Origin of the sequence: Limnohabitans sp. (assembly GCF_044373035.1) — a bacterium.
Classification (GTDB): Bacteria; Pseudomonadota; Gammaproteobacteria; order Burkholderiales; family Burkholderiaceae_C; genus Limnohabitans_A.
On sequence record NZ_JBILQU010000121.1, the window covers coordinates 1 to 6993 of the forward strand.

Sequence of the window (6993 nt, forward strand, 5' to 3'; positions counted from 1 at the left end):
TGGACGAAGAAGCTCTGGATTTACGACCTGCGCACCAACAAGCATTTCACGCTCAAGACCAACCCGCTGCGCCGGGCCGACCTGGACGAGTTTGTGAACTTGTACAAGGTGGGCAAGCGCCACGAACGGGCCGAGACCTGGAGTGCAGACAACCCCGATGGCCGCTGGCGCGCCTATGGTTACGACGAGCTGATCGCCCGCGACAAGACGAGCCTGGACATTTTTTGGCTCAAAGACGACAGCCTGGCCGACAGCGACAACCTGCCCGCGCCCGCCGTGATTGCCCAAGAGATTGTGGAAGACCTGCAGGCCGCGCTGGAACAGTTCAAGCTGATTGCGGGTGATTTGGGGGCCGAAGTGCCCGAAGAGGCGGTTTAATAACGCCTATGACCAAAACCCAACAAATGAGTTTTTTCGACGCGCCTGTCGATTCGCCCACCAACCCCGAAGCCATGGCCCAGGCGCTGGCGCAGCACCCCGACTTTCGCGTCTTGCGCCGCTTGGTGCCGCGCAGCGACTATGGCGCTGTGAACGGGCAGACCACCCAGCGCGTGATCGTGCTGGACACCGAGACCACCGGGCTGGACAGCAAAACCGAAAGCATCATCGAGCTGGCCATGTTGTCGGTGCTGGTGGATACGGCCACAGGTTTCCCCGTGGGGCCGGTCACCATTTACGAATCGTTTGAAGACCCGGGCAAGCCGATTCCGGCCCAGATCACCGAGATCACCGGCATCGACGACAGCATGGTCAAGGGTTTGCGGATCGACGATGCGGCCGTGACCGCGCTGGTGCAGCAGGCCGATTTGATCGTGGCGCACAACGCCGGGTTTGACCGGCCGTTTGTCGAGGCGCGTTTGCCTGTGTTTGCAGGCAAGGCCTGGGGGTGTTCGTTCATGGGCATCGACTGGAAAAAAGAAGGCAGTGGCTCGGCCAAACTGGAATTTTTGGCGTCTGAGCGTGGTTGGTTTTACGACGCGCACCGGGCGCAGGTGGACTGCCATGCCTTGCTGCAGGTGCTGGCTTCGCCCCTGGCCGATGGCCAAACCGGTTTGTTGCGACTGTTGACCGGGGCAGACCAGACGCGCTACAAGCTGCGCGCCACGGGAGCGCCGTTTGAGTCCAAGGACAAACTCAAAGCCCGCGGTTACCGCTGGGACGGCGATGGCCGTGTTTGGTGGTGCAGTTTGGGCTCTGACGCGTTGCTGGACGCCGAATGCGCTTGGTTGCGCGCCGAGGTCTATGGTCAGCGCAACGCCCGGGTGCAGCTCGAAGCGATGGACAGCCGGGTGCAGTATTCCAGCCGATCGGGCCTGTTGACGGAGCGGGCGGTCTGATTTTTCATGCACAAGCTTGGCAAGCTGGGATAATGCCAGGTTGCACAGGCCGCGCCTGACCCCACAGGCAGGTTCGCGGTGCAGAGCCGACGCCCTTGGGGTGCCCGGTCTCTGCCTATTTTTATTCAGGGTTACACATGGCTCAATACGTATTTTCGATGAACCGGGTTGGCAAGATCGTGCCCCCGAAGCGTCATATTCTCAAAGACATTTCGCTGTCTTTCTTCCCCGGTGCCAAGATTGGCGTGCTGGGCACCAACGGCTCGGGCAAGTCCACTTTGCTCAAGATCATGGCGGGCATCGACAAAGAAATCGAAGGCGAAGCCATTCCGATGGCGGGTCTGAAGATCGGTTACCTGCCGCAAGAACCCATCATGGACCCAGAGCAGACCGTGCGTGAAGCCGTCGAAAGCGGCATGGGCGAAGTCAAGGCCGCGCAAGCCCGATTGGAAGAGGTGTACGCCGCTTACGCCGAAGAAGACGCCGACTTTGATGCGCTGGCCGCCGAGCAGGCCAAGCTCGAAGCCATCATCTCTACCGCAGGCGATGCTTCAGAGCACCAACTCGAAATCGCGGCCGACGCGCTGCGCCTGCCCGCTTGGGACGCCATCATCGGCAAACTGTCTGGCGGTGAAAAACGCCGAGTGGCCTTGTGTCGTTTGCTGCTCTCGCGCCCCGACATGTTGTTGCTGGACGAGCCCACCAACCACTTGGACGCTGAAAGTGTGGACTGGCTCGAGCTGTTCTTGCAACGCTTTTCGGGCACCGTGGTGGCCATCACCCACGACCGTTATTTCCTGGACAATGCCGCCGAGTGGATTTTGGAACTCGACCGGGGCTCCGGCATTCCGTACAAAGGCAACTACTCCAGCTGGCTGGAGCAAAAAGACGCCCGTTTGGCCACCGAGCAGCGCACCGAAGATGCCCGCTCCAAGGCCATGAAGAAAGAACTGGAGTGGTCGCGTGCCAACCCCAAGGGCCGTCAGGCCAAAAGCAAGGCGCGTCTGGCCCGCTTTGAAGAGTTGTCTGACTACGACTACCAAAAACGCAACGAGACCCAGGAGATCTTCATCCCTGTGGCTGAACGTTTGGGCAACGAGGTGTTCGAGTTCAAGAACGTCAGCAAGTCCTTTGGTGACCGTGTGCTGATCGACAACCTGAGTTTCCAGGTGCCTGCGGGCGCCATCGTGGGCATCATCGGCCCCAACGGTGCCGGTAAGTCGACCCTGTTCAAGCTGATCGCGGGCAAAGAGCAGCCCGACAGCGGCGAGGTGAAGATTGGCCAAACCGTGCGCATGGCCTTTGTAGACCAGAACCGCGATGACCTGGACAACAGCAAAACCGTGTGGGAAGACGTCTCGGGCGGTCTGGACATCATCAACGTGGGCAAGTTCCAGATGGCCAGCCGCGCGTATTGCGGGCGCTTCAACTTCAACGGCGGCGACCAGCAGAAAAAGGTGGGCATGTTGTCGGGCGGTGAACGCGGCCGTTTACACCTGGCCAAAACCCTGATCGAAGGCGGCAACGTGTTGCTGCTGGACGAACCCTCCAACGACCTGGACGTGGAAACCTTGCGTGCTTTGGAAGATGCGCTGCTGGAATTTGCAGGCTCGATCATGGTCATCAGCCACGACCGCTGGTTCCTGGACCGCATTGCCACGCACATTCTGGCCGCCGAAGGCGACAGCCAGTGGGTGTTTTTTGACGGCAACTACCAGGAGTACGAAGCCGACAAGAAAAAGCGTCTGGGCGAAGAAGGCGCCAAACCCAAGCGCGTGCGCTTCAAGGCTTTGAAGTAATCAGCTGCTTTGTGCAAGACAACGGGCCCCAAGGGGCCCGTTGTCATGTGTAGGGTAAAAAAGTCAGCGGCTGCTGAGTTTTGGGGCCTCAACCCTGGGCGTGGTTGTCCAGGTGCGCAATCGCTTCCAAGCGCAAGGCTTCAAGTTGCGGGGCCAGTAGGTCATAAGCGGCACTCACCTCGCTGGTTTCACCGTGCTTGCTCAGGCCTTCGACCATGACCACCCGCTCGACCAGGCTGTCCACGCAAAACACAGGCGTGAAGCCCTTGAGTTGATGCAGGATGCGGTTGGCTGCGTACACATCGCCTTTCTCCAGCAACACTTGCAGCTGTGGCAAATCATCGCTCAGGGTTTGCTGCAGCGTCTTGAGCAGGGACAACACGCCATTGGCGTCACCAATGAATTCCATGGCCCGCTCAATGGACAAATAAATCGGCTGAGGTGTTTGGCTCATGAGACGAAGTTACAAGTGAATACAAAAATCACGTAACCAAATGAAACGTGTTCACTGCGTATTCTAGTCAAGCAAAGCGGCCAAGCCCAATTCGGGCTCAAAACGTTTATTTTTGAACATCAATCGGCTCGGGCCTGGAAAGGCCGCCTGCCGGACCGAATGGCGCGGATCGCCCGGGTAGCAAATGGTGCGGATGCCGTCCTGGTCAAAAGGCTCAGGCTCGACCACTGGGGGCCGTCGGCTTTGCGCCTCGGCCAGCACGCTTTGGGCGTTCGAGTGGCGGCTCAGGTGCACCAGACTCATGATCTGGGGCGGAGCCAGTTCGATTTCGCGGTCCCAATAGCGCTGCAGCGCCAGGCGCGGTTGTATCCAGAGCACTTCTGTGGCCTCAAAGTTGTCGTGTTCAGCCAACTGGTTGTCGGGCACTTGGGTGACAAAAAACCGGGTGTCAAAGCGCTTGTTGGTGACCGAGGCCTGACGCGGTGTGATCCAGCGGCACCAAGGCAAAAGAGGCTCGGTGTGCAAAGTCAGCGCTTGAGACTGGAAGGCTTCGTGCCAGTTCTGCCCGCTGAGCAGGGCCTGCACCAAAGATTGTGCCACTGGCTCGGCATGCTGGGCACAGCCCAAAAGGACGCGACACTCTTCGTAGGCTTCGCGCATGGCTGCCACAAAGAGGCCCGAAGCGCGTGCGGCGGGGATATCGGGTTCGCCCAGCCTTTCTTGCAAGGTGGCGCTGTTTTGGCTCAGGCTTTGCAACCAGGCGGGGTGCTGGTCTTGCGGGTCGAGTTTGCCGCCTGGAAACACATAGACCCCGCCCAGCACGTTTGAGGCCTGATGCCTGCGCATCAACAGCACCTGCAAGCCGCCCGGGCCATCGCGCAGCATGACCACGGTGGCGGCGTCCAGGGGAGGTGTGGTGAGGATTTCGGTGTTCAATTCCATGAGGATGTCAATCGGGTAACAGGCAGTGCCCGGGGGCTGGTTTAAAGTGCATGCGCAGCGGGCTGCAGGGTCATCGGGGCCAGATTAGCAGATGAATCAGGTCAGTCCCGTCTTTCAATGTCACAAGGAAAACACATGAGCATCGATTTCAAAGGCCGCGTGGCCATCGTCACGGGCGCTGGCGGCGGTTTGGGCAAGCAGCACGCGCTGGCGCTGGCAGCGCGTGGGGCCAAGGTGTTGGTCAACGACCTGGGCGGCGATGTGCATGGCGTGGGCGGCTCGGTGTCGGCGGCGCAAGCGGTGGTCAATGAAATCCGCGCAGCGGGCGGCGAAGCCTTGGCCAATGGCGCATCGGTCACCGACTTTGAGGCCGTCAAAGCCATGGTTCAGCAAGCGGTGGACGCCTGGGGCCGGGTGGACATTCTGGTCAACAACGCGGGCATCTTGCGCGACAAAAGCTTTGCGAAGATGGCATTGGCCGACTTCAAGCTGGTGATGGATGTGCACGTCATGGGCGCGGTGCATTGCACCAAAGCCGTCTGGCCCCTCATGCAGGCGCAAAACCATGGGCGCATCGTCATGACCACCTCGTCCAGCGGGCTCTATGGCAATTTTGGCCAAGCCAATTACGGCGCGGCCAAGATGGCGCTGACGGGCCTGATGCAAACCCTGTCGATCGAGGGTGAAAAACACAACATCCGCGTCAACTGCCTGGCCCCCACCGCGGCCACCCGCATGACCGAAGGCCTGATGCCCGAAGCCGTGTTGCAAGCCCTGGCCCCCAGCGCCGTGGTGCCCGCCATGCTGGTCATGGCCAGCGACGATGCCCCCAACCGCACCATCATTTGCGCAGGCGCAGGCAGCTTTGAGGTGGCGCATATCACGCTCACGCAAGGTGTGTATTTGGGCACCGGCCCCGACACCGCCGAGCGCCTGGCCGAGGCCATGGCGCAGGTGACCGACCGCCAAAGTGAAATGGTGCCCCGCTCCGGTTCAGAGCAAGGGACGCTGGAAGTGGGCAAGGCCATGAAGGCGCACGGCACTACATGACGCCTACCCCGGTGCATCTAATTTTTCTTCCAATCAAACGGGTTCATTCATGACAACAGAAATCCCTACCCTCACCAAGCGCAAGCTCCAGGCCCAGGTGATTGGCCCCATCTATGCGGAGATGGTGGAACAAATCGGGGAGGCGCGTGCAGCCTTGATACTGGATACAGCTATTCGCAAGGCTGCCGTGGCAGAAGGGCAGTACTTTGCAGAAAAGGCCGGTGGCCAGACCTCCATGGCCGACTTCATCCAGCTCTATGAACACTGGACAAGCGACGGCGCGCTGGAGATGAAGGTGCTTGAAGCCAGCGACTCAGTGTTCGACTTCGACATCACGCGCTGCCAGTATGCCGAGACCTACAAGGAACTGGGCTTGGGCAAGATCGGCCATTTGCTCTCATGCAACAGAGACGGCACGTTTTGCCAAGGCTATGACCCGAATATTTCCTTGGAGCGCAAGCAGACCATCATGGGGGGCTCGTCCTGCTGCACCTTCCGTTACCGCTACAACGAGAAGCCGATTGGGTAGTCACGATGCGCGCTGCGGTCCGTAGGCGAAGGGCATGCGCAATAAGGGTCAAACCCAATGACTTGGGCGGTAGGGTCCACCGATTCGTTATGACTTGATCGAAGTTAGAGACATGTTCCGTTGGCGCGCAACTGCTTCATACGCTCTAACAGATCAGAGCCATTGGCGTAGGACCTGATTTTTGCATTGGCCAAAAACGGATTTCTAGAGCCAGCTTGATCAATCCGGGCGACAACCCTCAATGTCTGCTCGGCAACCAGTTTGCCATTTGCACAGATGGATTTTTTGTTTTGCTCCGTGACTTGAGCACGACAGGGTCTGAGATAAAAATCCAATTTGTTGTCCAAGCTCAACAGTTCACTGTTTTGACTGATGTGGTTGACAGGAATTGCTTGCAATGCATCCGGCAATTGAGAACAAATTTCGGAGGCCAAAGCTGGAGGGGTGATCGCCATGCTGGCAGCGAGCACAAGAGTTACGGCGCTGACTCTCATTTCTTTATTCCTGTGTGCAAGTTGGATAGATGTTATCACTGGATAAATTCAGGTTCAGTTCCCCAGCGATCAGAACTCAAACCGCTTCAGGGCTACCGCCCCTTCGCCGGGCAGCTTCAGCACAGCCTTTTGTGGACTGCTGAACACCAAATTCAAGAGGCCAACCGCATTGCTTTTCAATTGCGCCGCTTGATAAGGGCCCGTCAAAGTTTGCCCATAGGCATATTCAGACCATGATGTTTCCAGGCTCAAGTCGGCGGCCGCTCCGGAGGCGATGTACCAGACCGCATGACCTGCGGAGTCGTACATGTACCCAGCGAGAAATAAGGTGTTGCCTTGCATTTCGATGAAGAAGCCTCGACCACTTTCATCGGCATTCCACCACCAG

At 58.8% G+C, this 6993-nt stretch carries 8 protein-coding genes and 1 pseudogene; 5 read left to right on the forward strand and 4 right to left on the reverse strand.

Annotation, left to right across the window (positions count from 1 at the left end; all coding sequences use genetic code 11):
• The 3 genes and pseudogenes from ACIQ47_RS13675 to ettA form a co-directional block, all read left to right on the forward strand.
• Positions 1-378 (forward strand): annotated as a pseudogene (locus tag ACIQ47_RS13675) (SAM-dependent DNA methyltransferase); the annotation flags it as partial.
• Positions 379-404: 26 nt separating this feature from the next.
• Positions 405-1337, forward strand: a complete 933-nt coding sequence (locus ACIQ47_RS13680) for a 3'-5' exonuclease (RefSeq protein ID WP_396438643.1) — start codon at positions 405-407, stop codon at positions 1335-1337.
• Positions 1338-1474: 137 nt separating this feature from the next.
• A complete protein-coding gene (gene ettA, locus ACIQ47_RS13685) occupies positions 1475-3136 on the forward strand; it encodes an energy-dependent translational throttle protein EttA (RefSeq protein WP_396438644.1) in 1662 nt (553 codons plus the stop codon).
• A gap of 88 nt (positions 3137-3224) precedes the next feature.
• Here ettA and ACIQ47_RS13690 read toward each other — a convergent pair whose 3' ends face one another.
• Entirely contained in the window at positions 3225-3590 is a 366-nt protein-coding gene (locus tag ACIQ47_RS13690) for an Hpt domain-containing protein (protein WP_396438645.1), read from the reverse strand.
• 63 nt (positions 3591-3653) lie between these two features.
• A complete protein-coding gene (locus ACIQ47_RS13695; RefSeq protein WP_396438646.1) occupies positions 3654-4532 on the reverse strand; it encodes an NUDIX hydrolase in 879 nt (292 codons plus the stop codon).
• Between the two features lie 135 nt (positions 4533-4667).
• Here ACIQ47_RS13695 and ACIQ47_RS13700 point away from each other — a divergent pair, with 135 nt between their 5' ends.
• Positions 4668-5582: an SDR family NAD(P)-dependent oxidoreductase gene (locus ACIQ47_RS13700; protein ID WP_396438647.1), complete on the forward strand. Its 915-nt coding sequence runs from the start codon at positions 4668-4670 to the stop codon at positions 5580-5582.
• A 49-nt stretch (positions 5583-5631) separates the two neighbouring features.
• Entirely contained in the window at positions 5632-6111 is a 480-nt protein-coding gene (locus tag ACIQ47_RS13705; RefSeq protein ID WP_396438648.1) for an L-2-amino-thiazoline-4-carboxylic acid hydrolase, read from the forward strand.
• Between the two features lie 104 nt (positions 6112-6215).
• Here the strand turns inward: ACIQ47_RS13705 and ACIQ47_RS13710 are convergent, their stop codons facing one another.
• Positions 6216-6605: a hypothetical protein gene (locus ACIQ47_RS13710; protein ID WP_396438649.1), complete on the reverse strand. Its 390-nt coding sequence runs from the start codon at positions 6603-6605 to the stop codon at positions 6216-6218.
• Between the two features lie 69 nt (positions 6606-6674).
• Positions 6675-6993 (reverse strand): hypothetical protein (locus ACIQ47_RS13715; protein ID WP_396438650.1); only part of this gene is annotated, 319 nt, incomplete at its 5' end.